Source organism: Paenibacillus sp. FSL M7-0656, from assembly GCF_038003225.1.
Classification (GTDB): domain Bacteria; phylum Bacillota; class Bacilli; order Paenibacillales; family Paenibacillaceae; genus Paenibacillus; species Paenibacillus amylolyticus.
In genome coordinates, this window is sequence record NZ_JBBOOT010000001.1 from 4,466,528 (window position 1) to 4,490,286 (window position 23,759).

General features: G+C 45.6%; 24 protein-coding genes and 2 pseudogenes. 16 read left to right on the top strand and 10 right to left on the bottom strand.

Annotated features, from left to right (window positions below; translation table 11 throughout):
• Nucleotides 1-16 precede the first annotated feature (16 nt).
• The 5 genes from MHI01_RS19775 to MHI01_RS19795 all read left to right on the top strand — a co-directional run bounded on the left by MHI01_RS19775 (nt 17) and on the right by MHI01_RS19795 (nt 5,828).
• On the top strand, nt 17-898 hold the full coding sequence (locus tag MHI01_RS19775; protein ID WP_036612222.1) for a carbohydrate ABC transporter permease: 882 nt from the start codon (nt 17-19) through the stop codon (nt 896-898).
• Between the two features lie 68 nt (nt 899-966).
• Nucleotides 967-2,562 (top strand): extracellular solute-binding protein, encoded by a 1,596-nt coding sequence (locus tag MHI01_RS19780; protein ID WP_340983921.1) that lies wholly within the window; start codon nt 967-969, stop codon nt 2,560-2,562.
• A 39-nt stretch (nt 2,563-2,601) separates the two neighbouring features.
• Nucleotides 2,602-3,570, top strand: a complete 969-nt coding sequence (locus tag MHI01_RS19785) for a LacI family DNA-binding transcriptional regulator (RefSeq protein ID WP_315370855.1) — start codon at nt 2,602-2,604, stop codon at nt 3,568-3,570.
• Nucleotides 3,571-3,654: 84 nt separating this feature from the next.
• Nucleotides 3,655-4,767 carry a glycoside hydrolase family 88/105 protein gene (locus MHI01_RS19790; protein ID WP_315370854.1) on the top strand — a complete coding sequence of 371 codons (1,113 nt, stop codon included), beginning with the start codon at nt 3,655-3,657 and terminating at the stop codon, nt 4,765-4,767.
• Nucleotides 4,764-5,828, top strand: coding sequence for a pectinesterase family protein (locus MHI01_RS19795; RefSeq protein ID WP_340983923.1), 1,065 nt, complete (start codon nt 4,764-4,766; stop codon nt 5,826-5,828). Before MHI01_RS19790 ends, MHI01_RS19795 begins: the two co-directional genes overlap by 4 nt.
• A gap of 238 nt (nt 5,829-6,066) precedes the next feature.
• Here the strand turns inward: MHI01_RS19795 and MHI01_RS19800 are convergent, their stop codons facing one another.
• Nucleotides 6,067-6,729: a hypothetical protein gene (locus tag MHI01_RS19800; protein ID WP_164783372.1), complete on the bottom strand. Its 663-nt coding sequence runs from the start codon at nt 6,727-6,729 to the stop codon at nt 6,067-6,069.
• On the opposite strand from MHI01_RS19800, the gene MHI01_RS30990 reads away from it, so the two are divergent.
• The 4 genes from MHI01_RS30990 to MHI01_RS19815 all read left to right on the top strand — a co-directional run bounded on the left by MHI01_RS30990 (nt 6,688) and on the right by MHI01_RS19815 (nt 10,123).
• Complete coding sequence (locus MHI01_RS30990; protein ID WP_445253640.1) at nt 6,688-6,789, top strand: carbohydrate-binding protein; 102 nt, start codon at nt 6,688-6,690, stop codon at nt 6,787-6,789. The two genes, MHI01_RS19800 and MHI01_RS30990, sit on opposite strands and share 42 nt — an antisense overlap.
• 210 nt (nt 6,790-6,999) lie before the next feature.
• Entirely contained in the window at nt 7,000-7,551 is a 552-nt protein-coding gene (locus MHI01_RS19805; protein WP_127550289.1) for a GNAT family N-acetyltransferase, read from the top strand.
• A gap of 616 nt (nt 7,552-8,167) precedes the next feature.
• Nucleotides 8,168-9,574, top strand: a complete 1,407-nt coding sequence (locus MHI01_RS19810; protein ID WP_445744904.1) for a helix-turn-helix domain-containing protein — start codon at nt 8,168-8,170, stop codon at nt 9,572-9,574.
• 375 nt (nt 9,575-9,949) lie between these two features.
• Nucleotides 9,950-10,123, top strand: coding sequence for an aspartyl-phosphate phosphatase Spo0E family protein (locus MHI01_RS19815; protein WP_340983925.1), 174 nt, complete (start codon nt 9,950-9,952; stop codon nt 10,121-10,123).
• Between the two features lie 143 nt (nt 10,124-10,266).
• Here MHI01_RS19815 and MHI01_RS19820 read toward each other — a convergent pair.
• Nucleotides 10,267-10,412: pseudogene (locus MHI01_RS19820) on the bottom strand (aldo/keto reductase); the annotation flags it as partial.
• A gap of 134 nt (nt 10,413-10,546) precedes the next feature.
• On the opposite strand from MHI01_RS19820, the gene MHI01_RS19825 reads away from it, so the two are divergent.
• The gene (locus MHI01_RS19825) at nt 10,547-11,290 is read left to right on the top strand and encodes a hypothetical protein (RefSeq protein ID WP_127550295.1); all 744 of its coding nucleotides are present in this window, start codon (nt 10,547-10,549) and stop codon (nt 11,288-11,290) included.
• Nucleotides 11,291-11,505: 215 nt separating this feature from the next.
• On the opposite strand, the gene MHI01_RS19830 is transcribed toward MHI01_RS19825, so the two are convergent.
• Nucleotides 11,506-11,691 (bottom strand): hypothetical protein, encoded by a 186-nt coding sequence (locus MHI01_RS19830; RefSeq protein ID WP_127550298.1) that lies wholly within the window; start codon nt 11,689-11,691, stop codon nt 11,506-11,508.
• Between the two features lie 104 nt (nt 11,692-11,795).
• Here MHI01_RS19830 and MHI01_RS19835 point away from each other — a divergent pair, with 104 nt between their 5' ends.
• The 3 genes and pseudogenes from MHI01_RS19835 to MHI01_RS30995 form a co-directional block, all read left to right on the top strand.
• Nucleotides 11,796-12,542: a hypothetical protein gene (locus MHI01_RS19835; protein WP_340983926.1), complete on the top strand. Its 747-nt coding sequence runs from the start codon at nt 11,796-11,798 to the stop codon at nt 12,540-12,542.
• Between the two features lie 74 nt (nt 12,543-12,616).
• Nucleotides 12,617-13,375 (top strand): hypothetical protein, encoded by a 759-nt coding sequence (locus MHI01_RS19840; protein ID WP_425607856.1) that lies wholly within the window; start codon nt 12,617-12,619, stop codon nt 13,373-13,375.
• Nucleotides 13,376-13,461: 86 nt separating this feature from the next.
• A pseudogene (locus tag MHI01_RS30995) lies at nt 13,462-13,755 on the top strand (hypothetical protein); the annotation flags it as partial.
• 266 nt (nt 13,756-14,021) lie between these two features.
• Here the strand turns inward: MHI01_RS30995 and MHI01_RS19845 are convergent.
• The 5 genes from MHI01_RS19845 to MHI01_RS19865 form a co-directional block, all read right to left on the bottom strand.
• A complete protein-coding gene (locus MHI01_RS19845) occupies nt 14,022-14,594 on the bottom strand; it encodes an undecaprenyl-diphosphatase (RefSeq protein WP_445744930.1) in 573 nt (190 codons plus the stop codon).
• Nucleotides 14,595-15,141: 547 nt separating this feature from the next.
• Nucleotides 15,142-17,037 carry an FtsX-like permease family protein gene (locus MHI01_RS19850; RefSeq protein WP_340983927.1) on the bottom strand — a complete coding sequence of 632 codons (1,896 nt, stop codon included), beginning with the start codon at nt 17,035-17,037 and terminating at the stop codon, nt 15,142-15,144.
• A complete protein-coding gene (locus MHI01_RS19855) occupies nt 17,012-17,782 on the bottom strand; it encodes an ABC transporter ATP-binding protein (RefSeq protein ID WP_127550306.1) in 771 nt (256 codons plus the stop codon). Before MHI01_RS19855 ends, MHI01_RS19850 begins: the two co-directional genes overlap by 26 nt.
• Before the next feature lie 97 nt (nt 17,783-17,879).
• Nucleotides 17,880-18,881 (bottom strand): sensor histidine kinase, encoded by a 1,002-nt coding sequence (locus MHI01_RS19860; RefSeq protein WP_282319900.1) that lies wholly within the window; start codon nt 18,879-18,881, stop codon nt 17,880-17,882.
• A complete protein-coding gene (locus MHI01_RS19865) occupies nt 18,878-19,588 on the bottom strand; it encodes a response regulator transcription factor (protein WP_340983930.1) in 711 nt (236 codons plus the stop codon). The genes MHI01_RS19860 and MHI01_RS19865 overlap by 4 nt, the downstream gene beginning before the upstream one ends.
• 232 nt (nt 19,589-19,820) lie before the next feature.
• Between MHI01_RS19865 and MHI01_RS19870 the strand changes: the two genes are divergently transcribed.
• The gene (locus tag MHI01_RS19870; RefSeq protein ID WP_164783374.1) at nt 19,821-20,057 is read left to right on the top strand and encodes a hypothetical protein; all 237 of its coding nucleotides are present in this window, start codon (nt 19,821-19,823) and stop codon (nt 20,055-20,057) included.
• A gap of 105 nt (nt 20,058-20,162) precedes the next feature.
• Here MHI01_RS19870 and MHI01_RS19875 read toward each other — a convergent pair whose 3' ends face one another.
• Together MHI01_RS19875 and MHI01_RS19880 are read right to left on the bottom strand one after the other, a co-directional pair.
• The gene (locus MHI01_RS19875) at nt 20,163-21,020 is read right to left on the bottom strand and encodes an aldo/keto reductase (RefSeq protein ID WP_340983931.1); all 858 of its coding nucleotides are present in this window, start codon (nt 21,018-21,020) and stop codon (nt 20,163-20,165) included.
• Nucleotides 21,021-21,215: 195 nt separating this feature from the next.
• Complete coding sequence (locus MHI01_RS19880; protein ID WP_340983932.1) at nt 21,216-22,430, bottom strand: MFS transporter; 1,215 nt, start codon at nt 22,428-22,430, stop codon at nt 21,216-21,218.
• A 164-nt stretch (nt 22,431-22,594) separates the two neighbouring features.
• Between MHI01_RS19880 and MHI01_RS19885 the strand changes: the two genes are divergently transcribed.
• Together MHI01_RS19885 and MHI01_RS19890 are read left to right on the top strand one after the other, a co-directional pair.
• Nucleotides 22,595-22,990 carry a winged helix-turn-helix transcriptional regulator gene (locus MHI01_RS19885; RefSeq protein WP_017691613.1) on the top strand — a complete coding sequence of 132 codons (396 nt, stop codon included), beginning with the start codon at nt 22,595-22,597 and terminating at the stop codon, nt 22,988-22,990.
• The gene (locus MHI01_RS19890; protein ID WP_017691614.1) at nt 22,987-23,664 is read left to right on the top strand and encodes a TIGR00266 family protein; all 678 of its coding nucleotides are present in this window, start codon (nt 22,987-22,989) and stop codon (nt 23,662-23,664) included. Before MHI01_RS19885 ends, MHI01_RS19890 begins: the two co-directional genes overlap by 4 nt.
• Nucleotides 23,665-23,759: the final 95 nt, after the last annotated feature.

Sequence of the window (23,759 nt, forward strand, 5' to 3'; positions counted from 1 at the left end):
ACCAAAGGAGACCTGTATGCAAAAATCGAGAAGTGACCGTTTGTTCTACGGATGTGTCTACCTGCTGACCATACTGGCGGTTGTTGTCACGTTGTATCCCTTTCTGTACGTCATTAGTATTTCATTCAGCTCGGTGGATGCCATCGACAAACAAAAAGTTGTATTGTGGCCCGTTGGATTTACCCTGTCAGGTTACCAAATGGTACTGCAATACAAGGAGTTATGGGTTTCGTTCTACAACACCCTCTGGTACACCGTGGTAGGCACACTGTTGAACATCGTGGCAACATGTCTTGCGGCGTTTCCATTATCCAGACAGCAGTTTTTCTTACGTCGCAAGCTGAATTTCTTCATCGCCTTCACCATGTATTTCTCGGGTGGACTCATTCCGGTCTACATGCTGATTACCTCGCTTGGGCTGTACAACACTCGCTGGGTTATGGTGCTGCCTGTGCTGGTGATTACGTTTAACGTCATGATCTGCCGCTCAGCTTTCGAAGGCATTCCGAATGAAATTTTCGAAAGTGCCAGTATAGACGGGGCCAACGAGATGACGATGCTGTATCGTCTGGCGGTTCCAATCATTAAGCCAACACTGGCTGTGCTCACGCTGTACTATGCGGTATTCCACTGGAACAACTTTTTCACGGCCCTATTATATCTGGGCAAACAGGATATGCAGCCCTTACAGATGTTCCTGCGAAGAGTGCTGATCATGGCTTCGCCGGAAGTGATGCAGAAGATGGGCGGTACGATGACATCTGGTGCGCTGGCGGTCTCCTCCCTTCAGGTTCGTTATGTATCCATTGTGGTCAGCATTCTGCCTATTGTTACGATCTACCCGTTTATCCAACGGTACTTCGTTAAGGGAATTACCCTCGGAGCCGTGAAAGGATAGCTTTACTTACTTAAGTGTCATGTCATTCAAGGGAGTTCAAAATGGTTCATACCAAGGAGGAATGATGGATGAGATTTAAAGGGGCAGGAAGAAAAAGTGTAATCGCAGCGATACTGGCAATCAGCCTGGCGGGATGTAGCGGCGGAACAGGGGCGGGAACCGATGCGGGGAGCACCCCGTCCAGTTCGGAGCCAGCCTTCAATTATACCGGAGCAGGGCCGGTGACGGATCAACCGGATGCCAAGCTGTCTATTCTCGGCACCAACGCTTGGACGACCAATGTGGACTTGTCCACCGCAGCCATCGTGAAGAAAATTGAGAGTAACGCTGGTGTGACGGTGGATTGGGATCTGATTCCGCCGCAGAACTATGCGGATGCCGTCAATCCGAGGCTGGCTGCTGGTACCGGCTTGCCCGATATCGTGTACCTGCCGGATCAGGATCAACTGATGAAGTACATTAACAGCGGTCTATTCATTCCGATTAATGAACTGGTAGAGAAGTACGGCGTGAATCTCAAAAAAATATATGAAAAGTCGCCTTCGGTTAAAGCCAGTTTAACAACGCCAGATGGTAAAATGTATTATATCCCACAGCAGACGTTAACCCGTAACTACATGCCGGTATTTATGGTCAATGTGCGCTGGCTTAATAAGCTGGGATTAAGCGAGCCGACCACGCTGGATGAATTCACGGCGATGCTGCGCAAATTCAAGACAGATGACCCGAACGGCAACGGAAAAGCCGATGAGATTCCGCTGTCCATGGAAGCAAAATTTGTGTCAATGGCCTTTGGCCCCGCATTTGGACTTGATCTGTCCAACCAGTTTTATGCAGACGATCAGGGCAAAGTACATTTCAGCTATTATGAGCCTACCTACAAGGAGTACTTGACCTATCTGAACGGACTGTACAAGGAAGGTCTGCTTGGGGTGGATTATGCGAGTACTACGAGTGATCAGGTCACGTCGCGTATCTCTCAGGATGTGACGGGAGCAACGTTTAATTTTAGCTGGTATATGTCGATGGTCTACAGTCCGTTGTTCAAGGATTACAATCCGGAAGAGCCAATCATCAAAGGCATTTTACCACTGAAAGGACCGCATGGGGATCAGTTCTATGTAGGACGTACACCAGTGAGTGGTATCTTTGGCATTACACGTGATAGTAAGAATCCCGAACTTGCTTTCCGTTTCCTGGACTATGCCGTAAGTGAGGAAGCACAGACGTATTATACGTGGGGCATCAAGGATGACACGTATACGGAAGAGAATGGCGTGAAGACATTTACGGACAAAGGCAAGGACAATGAATACATTCAGAAGCTTGGCATTGGTCCGGTGAATCTGCCAAACATTCAATCCACCGATTCTGCTGATTCCGTCGTAGCCCCTTGGCATGCGAAGATGGATAAAGAACTGGAGCCATATGTGCGCGAACCGTTCCCGTTTGTCTATGCCCTGCCGGATGAAGCGAGCGTGGAAAGCATGGCGATGCCTGACATCACCACATATGTGGAAGAGATGAACTTTAAGTTTATTAGCGGGGACGCCAGTCTGGACCAGTTTGACAGTTATATTGAGACGTTGAAAAAGATGAATATAGAGCAGGTTATTGCGGGCAGACAGGCACAATATGATCGTTATAATTCTGCACAGAAATAAGAAATAGGGCTTCAGGCGTATGAGAGGTGTTGATTGATTTTGATAACCATTAAAGACATTGCCAAACTTGCGGGGGTGAGCTATAGCACGGTATCAAAGGCGCTGAATGATGATCCCCGAATCAAACCGGCAACAAAGCAGAAGGTGCTTGCAGTCGCAGAGAAACATCAATATCGGAAAAACATGCTGGCCCGGCAGCTCTCCACAGGCAGAAGCAACATCATCGGTTTTGTGCTGGATGAGCTGAGCAATCCGTTATTCTCGAACATCTCCGGCCGTCTGCACACCGAGCTGAAGAAGCGGGGATATCAGATGATCTTGGTTGTGGCGGATGATGGCGTGGATGTCTTCAGCCAGCTGCGCGTGGACGGATGTATTCTGTGGGACTATGCACTGGACAATCGGGAGATGTTCTGGAAAAAGTTTGCAACACTCAACATGCCATGTTTTGTGCTGGGTACAGATGAAGCGCCGAACTCTCCTTACATCAAGATTGATCGCAAAGAAGGGCTGTTCAAAGCAGTGGAGCATCTGAAATCGCTGGGCCACAGCCGAATCGGATTCATCGGCAACTCCCAGCATGTCAAGCTGGAGGGATACCGGGAAGCGTTGCAGCGTACGGGTCTGGATTTTAACGAAGACCATGTGCTGCCAGCGCATTCCTCTTGGGAAGACGGGTATTTTGCCATACGTAATCATGCGTTTGGGGCGGATTCGCCGACAGCTTTTATTGGACTGAACAACTTGGTCACCCGAGGGGCACTCCGGGCTTTACTTGAGGCAGGTTACAGTGTTCCACGCGATATCTCGTTAATTGGGTATGATGATCTGCCGGATATGCAATATGCGGAAGTGGCCTTGACTACAATTGGCCCGCCTTTGGATGAACTGGCCGTGCAGGCAGCAGAGCTAATTGTATCGTTAATCCGTGATGAACAGGTCGATGTTCCGGTAGTCATTCAGCCTAAGCTGAACCTTCGCAGTTCAACGGCAATGTGCCGGCAATAAGGACAGCGACCTTTGAAGAGTGAAGCGGTTATCCGTTAGTCATACATGTATTAGGTGAGTACAACATTCAAGGAGGAATTGCTTATGCAGGTACAGACACAGTTATCCTGGTCTGAGCGAATTGCAGCAACGATCATCCAGCAATGTGACGGGGACGGTTATCATGCGTTCCCTTCGGGACGATGGGCATACGTGGAAGGCATGACCTTGATGGCAATGGCACGAACCGGGCAGTATTATGGCAAACAAGAGTATGTTGATTTTATGAAAAAACATATGGACCTGTATATCCAGCCGGACGGCTCTATTGGCACCTATACTTTGGAAGAATATAATCTGGATCAGATTAATCAGGGGAAAAACCTGTTTGCATTACTGGATGGTGCTGAAGATCAGCGTTACGCAGAAGCGGCTCATCTCCTGGCAGCACAACTTGCAGGGCAGCCCCGCACGTCGGAGGGCGGTTTCTGGCACAAAAAAATCTATCCATTCCAGATGTGGCTGGACGGCCTTTATATGTCCTCTCCCTTTCTGTCCGAGTATGCGAAGACATTTCATCGTCCCGAGTTATGGGATGAAGTTGCACATCAGATTCTGCTGATCGAACGCCAGACCCGTGATCCGCGGACCGGGCTGCTCTATCATGGCTGGGATGAATCGAAGGAGCAGGTCTGGGCAGATTCATCGACAGGGTGCTCACCACACTTCTGGAGCCGGGCGATGGGCTGGTATGCCATGGCGATTGTAGACAGCGTGGAGCATTTCCCCGTGAATCATCCAAAGCGCGGAACCATCATCGGCATCTTCGAACGGATGTGTCATGCTCTGGTACGCGTGCAGGAGCAGGAGAGCGGGTTATGGTTCCAGGTGCTGGATCAGGGCTTCCGCAAAGGCAACTATCTGGAAGCATCCGGGTCAAGCATGTTTGTATATGCACTTGCGAAGGGTGTGCGACTAAGGTATCTGGAGCCGCATTTCAGAGCTGCGGCGGAGAAGGGATGGCAGGGACTGTCCTCCAGATTGGTGGAGGAGACGGCTGACGGCGTTCGGTTAAACGGGATCTGTCATGGCGCAGGACTAAGCCTGGATCGGGATGGCTCGTACAACTACTATGTAACCGAAGCGGTTGTAAGCGATTCCTTTATGGGTGTGGCTCCGCTTCTGCTGGCAGCACTGGAAATGGAGCGACTGCCATGACGCAGCAGAGATTGCCAAATACAGCATTGGAATCATCAGCTCCCTGTCTGACTGTTGCTTCAGATGGGACAGGGGATTATGTGACGATTCAGGCCGCAGTTGATGCGCTGCCGGAGAATGGCATCGGAATCGTTCCAATTCGAGTGAAGGCTGGTGTCTATCATGAGAAGTTGCATATGGAGAAGCCTGGCATCCACCTGATTGGTGAGGGGGCGGAGCAGACGATCATTACGTATGATGATCATGCACTCAAGAAGTTTCCGGACGGGTCGCCATATCATACGTTTCATTCCTATACGGCTTTCATTGGTGCCGATGATTTCACGGCAGAGGGGATTTCCTTCGTAAATGCTGCCGGGCCAGGCAAGCAGGTTGGTCAGGCGCTGGCCGTTTATGTGGATGGAGACCGTGCGGCCTTTCGCCGCTGTCGTTTGATCGGTCACCAGGATACGATCTTCACCGGCCCGCTGCCGGAGCAACCCATGGATCGCAGTTATTTTGGTGGGCCACGCGATGGTGCCGAGCGGCGCAAACTGCGGCAGTATTTCGAGGACTGTTACATCGAAGGTGATATCGATTTTATTTTTGGTTCGGCTACGGTGGTGTTTAAGGGCTGCGAGATCTTTACGAAGAATCGCCTGACTGAAGCGGAGGCTGCGGATGGACAAGTGAACGGTTGGATTACCGCAGCCTCTACGCCGGAGGATGTGCGTTACGGCTATGTGTTTCTGGACTGTGATCTGACCAGCAATGCTCCACCGCAGTCGGTGTATCTGGGCAGACCGTGGCGTCATCATGCCAAAGTCTGTTTTCTGAACTGCTGGATCGGCGCTCATGTGAAGCTGGAGGGATGGCACAACTGGAACAAGACAGATGCAGAGCGGACCGTTCAGTATGCGGAATACAACAGCGCCGGGCCTGGTGCCAGATGTGCTGCTGATCGTGTGCCTTGGGCCAAAATATTGACCGAACAGGAAGCGGCCGAGTACACTATACCTCTGATTCTGTCCGGCGTGGATGAGTGGCAGCCTTTGGAAGGGAGAGGGGAGCAGCGGCAGTAAGATACGCCCTCTTCTCTGCGCAATATCTAACACAGGTTTTCTTTCAAGTCTCCTAAGGAGTTGAAAGAAAACCTTTTTTGTGCGCTATATTACATTTTTCGCCCCCATCTTTAATTATAAGTGCAGTTCCAACGTTTGGATCTGTGAAATAACCGGTAGCATAAACATTTGAGATATTATCCCCATCTCCAGGGTTCCAAGCCCAAGGTATCCTTAAAGCATTGCCGTAACAATTGGATTAGGTTGTAGTAACTGCATAATATGACCATACGTTTCCATAAGCTGACGCTAAAGGTTTTACAACTTCATTGTGTGGTGCCAGTAGTATAGTTATATTCGGTGTTTCAACAGTTTGATCGGGACTGTCAGGTATAATAACATTTGTATTGGCTTTGAGTTCTCCTAATGTGGATTGGTTACCCTCTTCATCCATGATAATTGTATTATCACCGTGGTATTTACCCACTTTTGCTCTGGCTGTTCCTGATGTTTGGACTTCGGTAAATTTCTCCGTAGTGAATTGATCCGTAGTTTCTGGTGAGGCCATTGCAAAGGATGCCAAGCTTAAATCAAGTAATAAAGTACAGGTGAGGGCGGTTTTAAAAATTTTATTCACTTTAAATTTCACTCCTTTTGTTCGGATAAACAAAAACATATATAACCATTTTACTCCATTTAAATCCGAAATCTGAATTGTGTTTACTGTTCGTAAAATTATACCTTTAATCTGAAAATAAAGGATGCCGCAGGTAATCTGTCTGCTGCGAGCAGTGCTGTGACTGTGAAAACTGCGCCAGGAACGACCAATCCGGGCATTTCCGCCTGGCAGGCCAACATACCCTATACTGTAGAGCAGCTTGTGACGTATAACGGCAAAACGTATAAATGCTTGCAGGCCCATACCCCTTTGCCGGGGGGGAGCCATCCAATATACCTGCATTGTGGTAGGTTCAATAGTTAGAACATTTCGGAACAACACAAACAACATTTTCATGAGTTACCGAAAATTGTGTGATAAATTATTTATCTTCACAAAAGATAATGTTATAATTTTTCATATAAGGAAGGAATGAGAACCATGTAGTCGCAAATAATTCTGATCCTCGGGCAAGGTCTCCACCTCCTCTTCTTCTTTAAGGGGCTAAAGGAAATATAATTTAGGAGGATCAATATGAATAGTTATATTTGGAATGGTATAAAAGTAAGGCTGCGCCCAGTGTTACCCACGGATTGGCATAAGTTTCATTACAATGATCTTGATTCGGAGAATGCGAGATTGTGTGACGAGATTCATTTCCCAAGATCAGAAGAGGGTACAAAGGCTTGGGCTGAAAATCAATCCGTTCAAAGTTCTAATGGTGATAACGTCTTTATGGCGATAGAAACACATGACGGGACACTCGTTGGGAGCATTTCCACAAATAGCTGTAATCTTCGATGTGGAAATTTCAAATATGGAGTATCCATATTCCGTGAGCATTGGCGCAAAGGTTATGCATCTGATGCGATAAAAACTATACTGCGGTATTATTTTGAGGAATTAGGATATGTAAAAGTCAACGCTCACGTATATGCATTTAATGACGGTTCTACAGCGTTACATGAGCATCTAGGCTTCGTTCAAGAGGGAAGAATCAGAAATATGGTTTTTACTAAGGGACGACATTATGACGAATATATATTTGGACTGACTAATAAAGAATTCGATGCGATTCATACGTAAGGAAGATATCGGGCTCCTTTGTGACGTCATTGTAGTCCAACAAATGAGCTGACAAAGAGGATCGTAGCAGAAATGCTGACGATCCTTTTTTGTTATATTTTCGTCTTCCTGATTTTCCACTCATCCACAGTATTCGCATCGATCCCGCACAATCTGGCAATAAGCAGGCCGAGGACAACACTGGGGATTTTTAGTCCATATTCGATATTCTGATAATGTCGTAGGGTACACTTCATAAATTCGTTAATTTTCAGTACTAGAGATTCTTGTGTATATCCTGCTGCTTCGCGTGCCTCTATTAGTTTCACGTTATAACCCCTTATACATGGTATAGCAAAATTGTATATGAGTTACGATGAAGTTATAACGATCTATTAGACATGATCTATAGTTGTCGTCTTATAGTAAGTTAAGTGTAATTATATATGCCGACGTTATCGGCTTCCGAGAAACCTTTGCCGGATGAATATAGAGAAAAGCTTTTAAAATTTCTCTGTAGGAGCTTTTTTTAACTTAAATATGTTCAAAATACATTTATTGTTGACCGATGGTTGATTCTTAACTAAGATAAGTTATATATAGGTATGGAATCCTATTTTTGGTTTTTGTGCGGGAGGTGTTTGTATTGGAGTCTACAAATTCAATTCGAAAAAAACTGTTACAACATATGCAAAGTAATCATATTATACATTCTCAATTTGCCGAAATATCGGGTATTAATTCCGGTACACTTAGCCGTATATTGCAGGGTAATAAACCTATATCTATGAGCCAGCTCGTCGCCATTACCGCAGGGATGGGGTTACCCGAAGATTTCTTTTTTGATGATTACATAGAGGAATGCTTCTCCTTTTTGATCTCTATCAGGCGCATACGGCCGTTTATTATTCGTTGTGCTGAATTAGATCGTTTAGATTGTGTCGAACAAATTGTTAATCGTCTATTGGATGATCTCTCCTATGTCTCCGTGCTTTTTGATATAGCTGAAGAGTTATTTGCCAATAGTAAACGTTTGGCTGCGGGGATTTTATACAGGAGTGTACGTGAAGCAGAAAAGTATCAGCATTCTGAACGACTCGCGCTGTGTCATTACCGTTTGTTCCTCATTGATTTGGGAGAGGACTTGGAAGAGAATGTGCGTGCGGCAACTCAATTTGAGTTGTACGTTAATCGTCTCGATGAAGCGGATCAGCTTGAAGCTTTAAAGCAATTGATGCACGTTTTTGGAATGGTTCACAAATGGGCAAAAGTCGATACTTTAGCCAAGGAAATGCACCGGATTGCAACGATTCAGTATGATTTACAACGCAGATCTGAACGATCAGAAGGAGTCCAGAAACGGACGGAACGACCTTTGTATTACTATATTCTGTATGCTTATTTGGCCCGATCTACGGCCAGTGAAGAGTGTGGAGACTACAAGAGAGCATTGGAATTTGTATCTCTGTATGCAGGAGGGGAAAGTTGGATTCAAGAAAAGGATGAGGAAGCCAAACGAATTCTTGGACAATTTTCGGAATGGGCCGTTGCAAACACTTTTCTCTATCGCTTAATGTCCGGAGAAGTGGATGTTTTGCACGAGTATGCGAATTACATAGCGTCGCAAGAAGATGAAATATTCATTGCTGTATGGCACATGGTTCAAGCAGCGAATTTATATGGGTTGAATATTGATAGCATCCTGGAACGTTTTGCAGCATATATACCCTATCAGTCGGACAAAACCGAGTTTGGAGAGTATAATCCGACTATTTTAAAAGAGAGCTACGCCCAATTCCTCGGTGATCTGGCCGTATATCGTTTCGATGCAAGCAAGGATGCTGACACTGCAATAAAACTTGTGTTAGAAGGTTTGAATTTATCGATTATAATTAATAGTAGCAAAAATATCATTACTTGTATGACTCTTTTTGAGCAATACAGAGATTGTGCGGATATTGAAGCGAAGGAGAAATTCAAAAAATTATCAAGTGAGGTGCATCGGCTTGCTAAAAAAAGCGTTATACTTCTTGGTTCTCTGTAGTGTTACGATTGTCGTATCTACGCCAATTACATTGGCTACAATGGGACATGGTTGGGGGACTTAATCATTAAGCAGACATAGGATGTTCCTGATTTTCGGGAACATCCTTTTTCTTGTTTTGAGGATGGTTTCGTATGGATTAAATCATGTCTTGAATGGGGGGAATTATCAGATACTTCTTAAGTTAGCAATCAATCAAAAAAGCGTCCAGGTAGAGTGAAGCTTCACTTGGACGCTTTTGTTGACTGATTTGGAATTAACTCAGAGAAGGAGCTAGAAGACTGACGGTCTAAACACTTTTTTTGTGCTTTTAAATGATTATTCTATTATCTGACAGCAAAGCCTAAAATATTACAAAAAGGAGGATTGGGTTCTATGAAAAGAAGCATGCTCATTCAATTACGTATTGAACGTGCCAGGAATCTCCTTTACACCCTGGCAGAAAAGCACAGGGGGGTTCAACATCCCGCAGTAATCAAACAGTCTATGATACTGGATGATTTAATTAATCAGTACAATAAAGAAGGAACACAAAAAAAAGCCGATTGAATAAACAATCGACTCTGGGCGAGAAACTTTTGCCGGGTTCACTCGCCCTTTAATTTTAACAGAGATTGAGGAAAAACGGGATTAGGTTCTCTAAATAAATTTCAACTTAGAATATGATAAAAGTATCAGGACCCTGACTCATCTTAGAAATCGAAGTTGTCCGGGTCAGGTCCAACGCGAACATCTTCGTTCAGGGCGCTAATACGCTTCATCTCATCATTGGACAATTCGAAGTCGAAGATGGACTCGTTCTCGATAATCGATTTTGTTTGGTAGACTTCGGGATGGATGATGGAGCCGAATAAAATGTTACGTAATGTTCAACAAAGAAATACATTTTTTAAACTTATTGGATAAATGGGTTGGTATAATGTTAGGAAAATATGTATATGAAAGCGGGAGTTTACAATTAAGAAATATGTTTTGCTATTAACGTCATCTGTATTGCTATTTAGTTTGCTCGTGGCCTGTAACAATCAACAAAACGCTGGAGCGACTACATCTGGCAATAATATAAATCAAGAAACCATCTATAATTCCTCTGCTCCAGAACAAAATTCCTCAGGTGATATATCTAGTGTATTTCCAAAGTCTGAGCTAACGGATTTAATTGCTATCGATTCAGTAAATGAAGACCAATCGATTCGGGCAGAACAACAAACGGATCAGGGAACCTTGCTTATGGTTTCCAATGGTAAGGAAGAACGAGGACACTTAAATGTATCAAGTACGCTGGGGCAAGAGGGGGATCAAACCTTCCACAGTAATTATTCTATCGTCTACAGACACGATGATCAGGATAAAGTTTTATTGGAACTACCGGCATATTTATTTGTTCAGCCATCTGACCAAAAAATAATCTTTGAAAAGGTGAGTTTTAAAGATGCTGATGTTTATGTTCTCACCCCACAATACCAAACAGGGCATGGATTGGAAGGGTATTTATTCGCGGTCACCAAACAAAGTGGAGATGCATTCCTATTAGAGATTGTTAAAAAGGGTCAAGTTTCTGAGAAACTTTTGTATTCTGAATCTGGGCCTATGCCAATTGTCGAAAATAATACTTTGGTTGTTCATCCTCCCGTTGGTGCGGGCACCCCTGAAGAAGATACAAAAGTTGTTTTTTACAAGCTCAATCTGAGCACAAAGCAATTAATTGCTAAATGAATCAATTTCATAATACCTTTAGCTGCTTCAATCAAGGCTGGATATACATCAAAACGGTTCAATTTGCCTATATCTAGTTACAAAACTCCATTTTAGTGAGTTATGAAATTGATTCAAAATAAGGTTATATAAAGGGTATTTCTAAAAAGATCTATGGTTTGGTTGGACTGGGTATCAATGTTAATCAAAAAAGCTGACAAAGAAGGAGCTGAGATTCAATCCGGGCTTCTTTTTTCTCTAATAAAACCTGATAAGATCAGTAAAATCAACCCAAAAGTGATTGAGATAATTCCTAATGATTTGTAAGCATAAAGTTCTTCAATATTGAAGCAAGTAAATCCTGCAGCAAATAAAAGAATCCCAACAAATAATAGTCTTTTTCGAATGATTAGTTTTTTCATAAAGTTTACCCTTTCGTTAGCTGATATTTAGAATATATTTACATTATAATCTGCGATTGGAACAATATATATACTGAAAAAACATGAAATGGAGGATACACTTTTTGAAAAAAATCATTATTGTCGCAATGTTAGGAGTTATTTTGTTATCTGGGTGTGGGGCAAATGATCAGTCTTTAAGTCCACCACAGATTGAGGAAAGCACCCCCAAAGAAAGTATAACAACCCTTGATACATCGACTCCCAATACACTATTATCTGAAACTTCTGATAAGAAAATTGCTATTTATGGTGTTCAGGATAGAGCACAAAAAGATATATTTTCATCTTTAGATGTAGTAATAAACGGAGCAACGAAAAGATTTACTTGGAACAATGTGACGAATCCCTCCTTTTATCCTCAACTATCGGTCATTGATTTAGATGCAGATGGAGAAGATGAAATGGTTATTGTTTTGACCAAAGCCACAGGGACTGGAGTACATGATTCAGAAGTGCATGTGCTTAAATCGGATTTTACAGAAATAACGGTTTCAGATCCGAAAAAATATGTTCTAAGTCATATTAAAGTTGACCTAAAAGCAGATAAGGAAATTCGACAGTATACAGTTTCAGTTGATGGCCGGAAGCACTCCTTTGAATTCAGTGAGAACGATTCTAACGATTGGTTTGAACAACCAACAGTTCAAAATATATTGAGATTTGAGATAAAGGATAGTCATCTTATTGCGGAGTTACCAATTCAGATTTCAACAGGGCATTACTTAGGAGAATCTATCGTTAGATATGCATTGATTAATGGGAGATTTGAACCTTCTGAAATAGAAATGACAAAGGATTATTCGGGCTGATTGGAGTGTCACGGGGTCGAGCGGATCAGTTAATTCAGCAATTAGATAAGCAGGTAGGTGGAAAGGGGAATATAGTGTTGAAAAAAGAGTTTGGTGTAGTGATGGTGTTGATTGCCGCATTGCTTTCAGGATGTGAATCAGATAAGCCTGCAATGGTTATGCAAAATACGGGGGAGTCTTCCAGTAAACAAGTAACAGCACAGCCTGAGAAAGAAAATGATTTGAAAATCATTAAGGCATCGCAAAATGAAGAAGTTAAACTCTATAGTATTAAAGAAACGAAGAATGGAATCGAAGGGGTAACCTTAAATATTAGTGGAAGTCAGAAGGACTTTGATTGGAAAATTCCTGATACTGGGACTGAACCGCAGGTATTCTACACTGATCTTACGGGTGATGGTAAGGAAGAAGCCGTAATTATCATCCAAACTGGAAAAGGGACAGGCTTAGATAACTTCGATATTCATGTGGTGAATTCCGAGGACTTAACCGAAATTAAAGTCCAAAGCTATGAGGAGATTGTTGCTGAACAGATTGAAACGCATGTTGCTAAAAAGGGGGACGGTACACTAGCGATTTCGGTTAAAGCGCAAGGAAAAGAACACAATTTCAATTATGGATTTGATCCAGTGCCGGATCACAAGCAAGATAGCCTTGGTTTTGGTGGTGTATACATATATTTTTTGGAGAATCAAAAAATAAAATTAAACCTTGTGGGATCGGTAGGCGTGTCTACCACATATGTGTGTGAATTCAATATCACTTACAAATTTGACAGTGCCGAGAATGAATTTTTTGCGGATCAAATTGAAGTTAAACCTATTGATCTTTGAAGTTAATATAAAAAGTTTGGATAACCTCAATCGTTTGACATAGAGTTCCTGTTTTAAATTTTCTCGATGTGGTCTTACTCCTGTCAAGCTGCCTATATGCAAGCTTAGCATCCTTTATAGGCGTATGGACGAGATCAGCTACTTTCGGGGGAGGCGGAAGCTTAGTGTTATACTTTTTTTAGTTAATATTTGGAAATATCCTCTTATCCATATCTTGGACGCACATTCTATTCATTCATCATGATGATTTAAGTGTCTAGTGGAGCACTTCACAACATAAATCAGAATTAGTTGGCTTACCTATATCGGTAATGATAGCCAACATAACTAGGCTTCTTTTGTACTCCACGCTGAAAGGAACAATCATTCGCAAAATATAGGGATCAAAATCATAAATCCACTTATTACAGACTCGTTAAAAAAGCAGTAGCCAATCTAGGAACCAAGAAGTTCTAGACCTGCTACCGCTTTTTATTGTGCGCTACAAACCACTAAAGATAATATCTGCTTATTTCTTCTTAGTGTACGGAAATCGATGAGTTTACTGGATTTAATTACACAGTGTACGTTTTGCGCATTTTTGTTTAAGACTAGATACATAGCAATTGTTTCGACATATCGTAACAAACCTGGTACTGGCGGGAATTTACATACTACCAGACTTACGTTGGACAGGTAATACGCGCTGTTCCATTTTTTCATATAAAGCCAGAAACCGCCTGATAATCCCAAGCTTTGGTGCCAACCAATAGATGAACAAAGCTGAAATGATGCCAATCAACGTTCCCACTGCGATATCTATTGGATAATGAACTCCAACCCAAACGCGGGAGACAGCACCACAACAAGCCAGAGCCAGCCAGAGCCACCCACCCTTTCTCCGGACAAGCCAGAAGGAGACAGAGATGGAAAAAAACAAAATCGTATGATCGCTCGGAAAAGAATTATCTATATCATGGTTTAGGAGTTTGTTGACATTTGGCAATACCGCGAACGGCTGATAATGCTCATAAAACTTGCCTGCCAATTTACCGATGATCTCTGCCAAAAAAACAGCAAGCCCTGCCTGGATAACCATCATCCGATTCCGGCTGCTGCGGGTGAACCAATAAACAAGCATTGTTAACGCTAGTACATACAGCATATATTCCGCCACAAAGACAGCAGCGGGATTCAGAAAAGTAAACTGTTTGCCCAGATCATTAATCGTCCGGAACATATCAATATCCCATTGAAACAAAATCCCACCTCCACCTGAATTTCCAACTTCCAATGGAGAACTCCAACCAGCCTACCTCAGTGATTATCCAATTTTTTAAAGTAGGCTATTGTTGCCACTAGTCCTAACGGCAGCAGCATAAAGAGACACATAGGAATAGAACGAAGGGTATGCAGGAACTCCGCAATCAAATGTACGACTGACTATGGAAAAATCGCTTTATAGTCATAGTTTGCGATACTATATTCCCCATCTCAAACACAACTGTAAAAATAATGGTTTACGCAGTTAGTTTTTTTGCACATATTGTAATAAACATCGTCGGGGCCGACAATAGAAACAGCTAAACAGCTAACTTCATCCAACATAATAGCGATTCTTAGCTGTTAGATGACGCATCATGGCGTAATCCCGAAAAACAGGAATATCAACATTACAATAATACGTTTACAGGACGTCCTCTATCAGCAATCTGCTATACTCTTCTGTCTCTTTGCATGAAAAGGTCGTACAAATCGTCCCCTTGTAACCGTTCTTTAATACGAGATTATCCGGTTCCACCGGACCGAAGCTGCCGCAAATAGCCGTTGCGGATAACCAGGAAGTACACGATTTGAATGATCGCGAATGCACTCAACACGATTATCGACTCTTTGATGAGCGAAAAATTGAACATGCCCTGCAGTGCCGTCAGTGCCACTGCACCGTGAATGATCGCGATGGCAATCGGCAGGAAGAACAGAATAGCCATCTGGCGAGTGACAATCTTCGACAGCTCATGGCTGGTCAGCCCGAGCTTCATGATTGAAGCGTACTTCGCCTTGTCATCATCCAGATCCGTGTACAGTCGGAAATAGAGGAAGCTGCCGGACGCCACAAAGAACACCACGCCAATGAACAACCCAACGAACATCACTGCGCTATAGCTCTGAAGCAACTGCTTGATGTGGAACGCCAGTGAGAAGAAGCTATCATTCTTGGAAAGGCCAATCTCACCGTCCAGCTGCTGGCCGACTGCTTCTGTTGCCTCCCAGTCACTGACCGCGAACACATAGTAGCCCTCGAACGATTGCGGCTCCGGCAGCTGCTTGTAGCGGTCATCATTCAAGACATAGTACTTGTTGTACTTCAACATGTACTCCGACATTAAGAAGGAGGCGCTCTGTGTGATCAACAGTGGTTTCCCGCCGCCTTCCACTGCCAGCTCCTGCTCGTCGAAGGATTCTCCTCGTCCGTCTATTGAGTTGTACTGGACGATAGCCGCTTCGTTCGCCCCTAGTTTCAACTTCTGATCCCCGGCGACGACGGCAAATGTGTTGTACATTGACTCGCTGATGATCATCACCGTTTCGTTGCTCTCGGCTCGTTTGTAAGAGCGCAGCTCGGCCTGCAGCTTCGTGAAGGGAATTCCCTCCACGAAAAGTTTATGTTCGATCACATCCACCGCCGAGGCGGCCTGTTCCGGAGAGTTCCCCGCATACGAGATATATTCAAAGGCGAACGGTTTTTCAATCGACTCAGTAAGGATCGTCTTGAACCCGACTAGGGCACCGATTGCTGAGAAAGCGACAGTCGCCAGGATCGTCACAAGGAAAAAAGTACGGGCATTGTCCTTCATCCGATAAGCAAGATCGTTGAAAAACAACAAGTTCGTTCGTCGCCAGTATAGCCTCCGGTTGTGCTTCAAGCCGCGGATCGCATATACGCTTAATTGAGTGAACAAAAAGTACGTCCCGACGACGACCGCCACTGTCACTGGCAGCAATGCATAAACGACCATCAAGCCTTCGACGACCAGCGACACACCATATCCACAACCGATCAGTGCGAGCGACGCGAGTGACAACCAGATCGAAGCGCGGGGCTCAGGCCGGGGCTTGGTGGATCCTTTGAGTAGGTCAATCAGCTTGTTGCCTCGAAAGAACAGCACCGTGAAAAGCGAGATGCCCAGAAAAAGCAGCATGAACGCGGCAAAGGTCAGAACGAGCGCTCGGTACGGCATGTAGAAGGGGAGCTCTTCCTCCATCCCAATCAGCGACTCCGCCGCAAGCAACAATATCTTGGATAGCACCAGCCCGGACGCGACGCCAGTCAGCGTGGCGCCGAAGCCAATCACAATATTTTCGATAAATACGAGCCTCCGGAGCTGCATATTGGTGATGCCGAACATGACCAGCAATCCGAACTCTCGGCTGCGCGACTTGATAAAAGCGCTCATTGAATAAAGGACAAAGAAGAATGAGAATAGGTAGATGAGCATCTGCGCCACTAGTAATCCGATCGTTACCGGACTGCCGATTTCCCTCGTTGCCAGCCCCGGATGAAAGGCGAAAACGCCATAGACGAAAAACACCATCACCGCAAATGCGCTGCTGAGAAAATACGCTATGTACAAGCGTTTGTTGCGCATGACGTTATTAAACGCGAATTGTTGAAAGGTCATGCGCATTCCCTCCAAGCAGTGACAGTACATCGATGATTTTTTGGAAGAACGCCTGCTGGCTGTCCCCGCGGTGAATCTCGTTGTAAAGTTCACCGTCCTTGATGAACAGCACACGGTGACAGTAGCTGGCCGCCAGCGCGTCATGCGTGACAAGCAGCATTGTCGCCCCGTCCGCCCGGTTGATCGCCGTCAGCGTCTCCATAACGTCCCGAGATGATTTGGAGTCGAGGTTACCTGTCGGTTCATCAGCCAGTAGTAGCTTCGGCTCGTGAATGATCGCCCGGGCGATGGCCGTTCTCTGCGCCTGTCCGCCAGATACTTCATAGGGCCACTTGTCCAGAATGGAGGCGATCCCAAGCCTGTCAGCGATTCTATGCGCCTTCTCCTCCATCGTGCGCACCTTCTCACCTTCCAGCGTCAGTGGCAGCACGATATTTTCTAAAATTGTCAGTGTGTTAAGCAGATTGTAGTCTTGAAAAATAAATCCAAGCTGTTGTCGGCGGAAGCGGGCGAGCGCGTTGTGGCCCAATTGGTGTGGGTTCTGGCCGTCGATGAGCACTTCACCGGAAGTCGGATTGTCGATCGTCGCGATCAACTGTAGTAGCGTCGTCTTGCCGCTGCCCGATGGCCCCATAATGCCGACAAACTCGCCTTTCTCGACGCTGAACGATATATCGCCGAGTGCCCGGTGCATGACCTGGCCGCTGTAAATCTTGCCCAGATGAGTTGTTTGCAGAAGTTCCATATCCTCGCTCCTTCATGTAGCTGGTGATTTCTTGTTCTCCACCTCAAGTATACGGCGGGCTCGCCGAGCAAACCAATCGACGAAGATTACATTTAGCTTACATCGATGTAAGCTTGACCGCAGTCAAGAAATAAACCCGCACCCGGGTGCCAACGTCAACGGTAGAATCGATCTCCAGCTCGTGGCCCAGTCGGTTGCAAACTTCTTGCGCCAGATGCAGCCCCATTCCCGTTGACTCCCTGAACTTGCGGCCGCTCTCACCAGTGTAGAACGGCCGAGTCACCCGCTTTAAGTCGGCTAGCGGAATACCGATGCCTTCGTCTGCCACCTCCAGCACCGTCTTCGCGCCTTGCCGCCAGGCGCGAATGGCGACGGTCCGGCCGCAGCCAGCAGAGTATTTGATCGCGTTCGACAGCAATTGGGTCAATACGAACCCGATCCACTTCTCATCGGTCGGCACCGTTAGTTCATCGTCCATCTGAACTTGAGGGTATAGATTATTGACAATGAACAGCCGCTTGTGTTCATTGACCGTTTTTCGCACAACACGCTTAAGTGGCACATGCGCCGCTTGGAAATCCTCCTCAAACGTCTCCAACCGGGTCGCGTGCAGTACTGTCTCTAGCCCCCACTGGATTCGGTCTGCTTCGTCGCGGATGTCGACCTGCCGCCGGTCGCTCTCGTTTTCGGTCAGCAGGTGGATAACCGAAAGCGGCGTTTTCATCTGGTGGACCCATTGGGTAATGAATGTCGAATGCTCGCGGCGGCGGCGCTCCATCTCTGTGATACGAGTCATGTACAGTGCATACTGCGCCTGCAGCAGTTGGTCGACTGCCTGCGCGATGGGGGCACTGCTGCCGGAACCAGCCGCAGACTTATCCAGCTCATTTAGCGGCTCCGCAAGCCGATCGTACATCTTGCGATGGCTGATATAGCGCCAACCAGTATAAACTAGCAAGGTGACCATGCCAAGAAATATCGAATAGAGGGCGGTGTACACGTTGCGATAGCCGTCAAGCCAGTAGATCGCCACAACCAGCGTCAACTGAACAAGATGCATAACAAACATGGGCCAATGCTCGCGGATTAGCAGCTTCATTTGGGTTCACCCAATTCGTCCGTTTCCAGCACTAGCTTGTATCCGGACCCGCGCACCGTCTCGATACTTCCCGCAACCGCGATCTCCTGAAGTTTCTTGCGGGCACGCGCGATGTTCACGTTCAGTGTGTTCTCGTCCACGAACTGCTGGTCGTCCCACAGTCTATCCAGCAGTGCTTCGCGGGTAACGACCAGCGGGTAGCGTAGAAGCAGCAGGTCCAGCAGATCCGCCTCCTTGCGCGCCAATGCGACAGTCGCGCCCCGCCACTTCAGCTCCAGCCGATCCGGATAGAGAGCAAGCCCGCCTTGCTCGACCATTTTTTCCCGCGCATCCCCCGCATATTCACCGTACACCCGCCGCAACTGGCTGTGCACTTTGGCAATGACCAACTCATGGTGAAACGGCTTGGTCATATAGTCATCGGCTCCGTACTCCAGCGCCATTACCTGATCCATATCGCCTGAGCGGGCGCTGATGAAGATGATCGGACAGGTAGACACTTTGCGGATCTGCCGGCACCAGTAATACCCGTCGTAACTCGGCAGATTGACATCCAGCAGTACAAGATGGGGCTTGTAATGCTGAAACTGCGCCATTATATCTTCAAAATCGTCCGCGTACTGAGCTGTTAAGTTGTACTTTTCCAGACAAGCCTGTAAAAGCGAAGCCAAATTCGGATCGTCCTCCACAATCCATATGCGATACATTGCAACTCTCCTCCTCTGCGTCATCGTGTCCATAAGAAGCACAGCTTGTTTGCTCCACTTGCCCCTGGCGCGGCATACCCGCTCGCAGCCGAGGTAGTGAATGGGGCGACTGTCTCTATATTAACATAAACATAATTGCTGATAATCGTTACAAGCCCATCGAATCTAAGGATAGGAGAACGAACATCATTCGCTATAATGGATATAATTTACTGACGTTAACCTTAAGGATTTGGAAGGCGAGGCAGCTAAAATTCAGCAGATCGTAATAAATGGTGAAACGAAAACCTTCAAATGGGGCAATGTAGCAAATCCCTCCTTTTATCCTCAAATATCGGTCGTTGATTTAGATGCAGATGGGGAAGATGAAGTTGTCATTGTTCTGATCCAAGGCACAGGGAGTGGAGTACATGATTCGAAAGTGCATGTTCGTAGAGCAGACTTTATAGAAATATCGACTTTGATGTGAACCCACGTCAAAAAACCTCCAACTCTCGTACACAATGAGAGTTGGAGGTTTTGCCCTACTTATTCTTTGCTGTAAATCAACCCTGAATCATGTGGACAACTTCTATTAGAAATCGAAGTTGTCCGGATCAGGTCCAACGCGTACATCTTCGTTCAGAGCACTGATCAGATCCATCTCTTCATTTGAAAGTTCAAAGTCGAAGATGGAGGAGTTCTCGATAATCCGGTTTTCCTTGGTGGACTTCGGAATGGTAATGACTCCATTTTGCAGATCCCAACGCAGGATTACTTGTGCAACCGATTTGCCTTTGTCTGAAGCAATCGCCGTGAGCACTGGGTTGTCCAACAGCTGACCTTGCATCAGAGGCGACCAAGCTTCAAGCTGGATACCATGCTTCTCACAGAAAGCCTTAAGCTCAACCTGAGTCAGGCGAGGGTGGTATTCCACCTGATTGATCATCGGTTTCACTTTGGCATCCTGCATCAGGTCTTCGAGATGATGAATCTGGAAGTTGCTTACGCCAATAGCTTTAATGCGGCCGGCTGCGTACAGTTCTTCGATCGCTTTCCAGGCTGCTTTGTATTTGCCTGTCTTAGGCCAATGAATCAGATACAGGTCAAGGTATTCCAGTCCCAGTTTGTTCAATGTGGTATCAAAAGCGGCAAGTGTCTCTTCATATCCAAGGTCTGCATTCCATACTTTAGATGTAACAAACAGTTCTTCGCGTTTCAGGTTGTTTTCTTGCAAAGCTTCTGCAATCGCTTGACCAACACCGGCTTCATTGCCGTATATTGCAGCAGTATCAATGCTGCGGTATCCATGTTTAATCGCATTTTTCACGGCTTCAATCAGTTCAGATCCTTCTTCTACCTTAAATACACCAAGTCCGAACCAAGGCATAGAAACACCGTTATGCAGAGTTACTGTGGATTGTAAATGTTGTGCAGTTTGAGCTGTTGTCATGAGATTTCCTCCTTAAATTGTGTAAAAATCAGTTATATTAAGCTGAATTTTTGTTGTTTTATCATACAAAATTAAATCATAGTAGATCAAATTGGGTTCAACGTATTATAGTATAATAAAATACATTGTGAAACCGGTTCCCCTCGAAGGCTGGAACTGATATATATAAGAGTGAGACCTATGGTCGGATGGAAATTAGCACGAAGCTTTCTCCATTTCGACTGATGCATGTTGATCCTTGCTTTCCAGCATTTTAGCCCAAGCGGTCAGAATTACAGCTACGAGAACCATCAAGGCACCGACCCATGTCGTGTGAATCAAACCGATGGAATCATTGATCACTCCACCCAAATAGGCACCTATAGCGATCCCTGCATTAAATGCGGCGATGTTAAAGGCTGAGGCTACATCCTTGGCCTGTGGTGCATATCGTTCAGCCAAGGTTACAACGTACATCTGAAGACCAGGCACATTCATGAAAGCGAGCAGGCCCATACCCATAATGGTGAGCAGTGCTGCCAACTTAAACGGGACGGTGAAGTACATCACGCCGAGAATGATGGTCTGAATGATGAACATGTAGAAGAGCGCCTTGAGCGGGTTGCGATTGGCTGCTCTGCCGCCGATGATGTTGCCAACAGCAATGGCGATTCCGTACAACAACAGAATGAACGCTACTGTTTTCTCGGAATAACCGCTAATATCATGCAACAACGGGGACAGATACGTAAAGACAACAAATGTTCCTCCGTACCCAACAGCCGTGATGGCAAAAGCAAGCAGCAAGCGTCCACCTGTAACGAGCTTCAGCTGATCCCGAAATGCCGTCCGTGTTCCTCGCTTCAACGTGGATGGCACGAGTATCAGGTTACCGATCATTGCAACGATGCCAACCACAACAATCAGGATAAAGGCGGCGCGCCAGCCCCAATGTTGACCAATGAGTGTACCGAGAGGTACACCGGTTACTGTGGCAATGGTTAGACCGGAGAACATGATGGCAATGGCACTCGCCCTACGGTTGGCAGGTACCAGATCGGCTGCAATCGTGGAGCCAATGGACATGAACACCCCGTGTGCCAGAGCGGACACTACTCGTGCAATGAGTAACATGGTGATGCCCGTCGATAGTGCAGCCAACGTGTTACCCGCAATGAAGACAATCATGATGGCAAGCAGTAGCGTTTTGCGTGATATGGTAGACGTCAGTGAGGTCAGAACAGGAGCCCCAAAGGTAACGCCTAATGCATATAAAGTAACGGTCAGTCCCGCAGTAGTTACGGAAATGCCCAGGTCATCTGCAATGAGGGGCAGTAGCCCAACGCTGATAAACTCTGTGGTACCGATCGCGAATGCACTAATGGCCAGCGCAAGCAATGCCCATGTGCTGCGTTTTGAATCTTGTAACATTTCTTGCTCAACTCCCCCGAATGTAGATTTACGTACCGGCAAATGCTATTATGAGTTATTCGGTATAGATTGAATAGTACGTACTTTTTAGTACCCTACGTACTTTTTGGTGCCTATACAGCATGCGACGGATGTAATTCAATTCATCAGGGAGGAAGCAAGTTATGGTTAGAAAAAAATATAACATCTCGGTTGAAGCTACCCTAGAGGTGATCGGTGGCAAGTGGAAATGCGTCATTCTCTGTCATTTGACACATGGGAAAAGACGAACCAGTGATCTCAAGCGTATTATGCCCGCAATTACACAGAAAATGTTAACACAGCAACTGAGAGAGCTAGAAAACGACGGGATCGTGAATCGAATCGTATATAATCAGGTCCCTCCCAAAGTAGAATACGAATTGAGTGATTACGGGAGAAGTCTTGAACCGATTCTCAATGCGCTCTGCAATTGGGGAGATCAACATATTGTGAAGGAATACGGAGACAAATCAGCAGTTCTGGAAGATAATGGACTCAATGATTTTAACTCTGACAATAGGGAGCTGGTGCAACCGTGAACTATGAGATTTTATATGATGGTGCTTTTGCGATGCTCAAGGTACATTTGCAGCGGGGAGAGCGGTTCAAGGCCGAGAGTGGTGCGATGGTATCTATGACTCCTACGGTTGAACTGAAGGGTTCAGCAGAAGGCGGGATGTTTGCCGGGTTCGGTCGGATGCTGAGCGGGGAGAAGTTTTTCTTTCAGGAACTGACGGCTGCGGGCGGATCGGCAGAGATTCTGCTCTCACCTTCAAGCATGGGCGATGTAGAAGCTGTTGAATTGGACGGTTCCTATTCACTTTATGTGCAGAAAGACGGATTTCTGGCAGGAACCGAGGGCATTCAGGTGAATACCAAAATGCAAAACCTGAAAAAAGGTCTCTTTTCGGGAGAAGGTTTCTTCATTATTGAGATCAGCGGACGTGGAACTGTATTTCTGTCTTCCTATGGTGCCATCCATGCGATTAATCTGGCAGCAGGTGAAGAAATGATCGTGGATAACGCCCATTTGGTGGCATGGCCTCATTATGTAGATTACCGTATTGAGAAAGCTTCACAGGGCTGGTTATCCAGTGTTACAAGTGGAGAAGGACTGGTATGTAGGTTCCGGGGAGAGGGAACTATTCTTATACAGAGCCGCAATCCGCAAGGATTCGGACAATGGGTGAAGCAGTTTATCCCTGCGCGCTAATTATTTTTTTGAGAAAGAACACACAGAGTTGCAACGGATATGTTTCCATCATCGTTATATGAATAATGGATTTACTTCATTGACTGACGGGTATA

Excerpts from the sequence above, each read along its gene's own strand:
- MHI01_RS19775 (WP_036612222.1), top strand. The coding sequence starts at position 17 with ATGCAAAAATCGAGAAGTGACCGTTTGTTCTACGGATGTGTCTACCTG.
- MHI01_RS19780 (WP_340983921.1), top strand. The coding sequence starts at position 967 with ATGAGATTTAAAGGGGCAGGAAGAAAAAGTGTAATCGCAGCGATACTG.
- MHI01_RS19790 (WP_315370854.1), top strand. The coding sequence starts at position 3,655 with ATGCAGGTACAGACACAGTTATCCTGGTCTGAGCGAATTGCAGCAACG.
- MHI01_RS19795 (WP_340983923.1), top strand. The coding sequence starts at position 4,764 with ATGACGCAGCAGAGATTGCCAAATACAGCATTGGAATCATCAGCTCCC.
- MHI01_RS19800 (WP_164783372.1), bottom strand. The coding sequence starts at position 6,729 with ATGGGCCTGCAAGCATTTATACGTTTTGCCGTTATACGTCACAAGCTG.
- MHI01_RS19805 (WP_127550289.1), top strand. The coding sequence starts at position 7,000 with ATGAATAGTTATATTTGGAATGGTATAAAAGTAAGGCTGCGCCCAGTG.
- MHI01_RS19815 (WP_340983925.1), top strand. The coding sequence starts at position 9,950 with ATGAAAAGAAGCATGCTCATTCAATTACGTATTGAACGTGCCAGGAAT.
- MHI01_RS19830 (WP_127550298.1), bottom strand. The coding sequence starts at position 11,691 with ATGAAAAAACTAATCATTCGAAAAAGACTATTATTTGTTGGGATTCTT.
- MHI01_RS19845 (WP_445744930.1), bottom strand. The coding sequence starts at position 14,594 with ATGTTCCGGACGATTAATGATCTGGGCAAACAGTTTACTTTTCTGAAT.
- MHI01_RS19850 (WP_340983927.1), bottom strand. The coding sequence starts at position 17,037 with ATGACCTTTCAACAATTCGCGTTTAATAACGTCATGCGCAACAAACGC.
- MHI01_RS19855 (WP_127550306.1), bottom strand. The coding sequence starts at position 17,782 with ATGGAACTTCTGCAAACAACTCATCTGGGCAAGATTTACAGCGGCCAG.
- MHI01_RS19860 (WP_282319900.1), bottom strand. The coding sequence starts at position 18,881 with ATGAAGCTGCTAATCCGCGAGCATTGGCCCATGTTTGTTATGCATCTT.
- MHI01_RS19865 (WP_340983930.1), bottom strand. The coding sequence starts at position 19,588 with ATGTATCGCATATGGATTGTGGAGGACGATCCGAATTTGGCTTCGCTT.
- MHI01_RS19875 (WP_340983931.1), bottom strand. The coding sequence starts at position 21,020 with ATGACAACAGCTCAAACTGCACAACATTTACAATCCACAGTAACTCTG.
- MHI01_RS19880 (WP_340983932.1), bottom strand. The coding sequence starts at position 22,430 with ATGTTACAAGATTCAAAACGCAGCACATGGGCATTGCTTGCGCTGGCC.
- MHI01_RS19885 (WP_017691613.1), top strand. The coding sequence starts at position 22,595 with ATGGTTAGAAAAAAATATAACATCTCGGTTGAAGCTACCCTAGAGGTG.